General features: G+C 57.2%; 1 protein-coding gene. It reads right to left on the reverse strand.

Annotation, left to right across the window (positions count from 1 at the left end):
- Window positions 1-102: 102 nt before the first annotated feature.
- Window positions 103-409: hypothetical protein (locus HIJ39_RS23445; protein ID WP_207711907.1), on the reverse strand; the 307-nt coding region annotated here is incomplete at its 5' end.

Consider the following 409-nt stretch of genomic DNA (forward strand, 5'->3'; position numbering starts at 1 on the left):
GGGCATTGCGCTTCCCGCTTCTTCACGAAGGACCCTCCCCTTTCTCTAGCACCCGAATCGACAGCGCCGCCACGCCGGATAGGGTCAGCTAATAGCGCATCTTTACATTTCCCATTCCGCCCATGTCACCGGAAATGCCCCGCGTCCGGGCTGATCTCCGATTATCACATGTTGATGGGGGACATAGCGGCCATAGCCCTTGCGGACCTCCGCATGGTCAATATCCTCCACCGCAATGCCCACCTCTTTAATCAGGTAATACGAGTCTCTAAGCCGTGCCCGAAAGCGATCCAACGGCTGTACGCCCTTGACCCAAGCCCGCACCCATAAGGCGAGACCGTCATCGTGCCATTCGATAGTTAAGCGATCCTCGCTCATACCGTTGCTCCTTCCACCACCCGAATGCTCA

This window comes from Sulfobacillus harzensis (assembly GCF_012933365.1).
Lineage (GTDB): Bacteria > Bacillota > Sulfobacillia > Sulfobacillales > Sulfobacillaceae > Sulfobacillus_B > Sulfobacillus_B harzensis.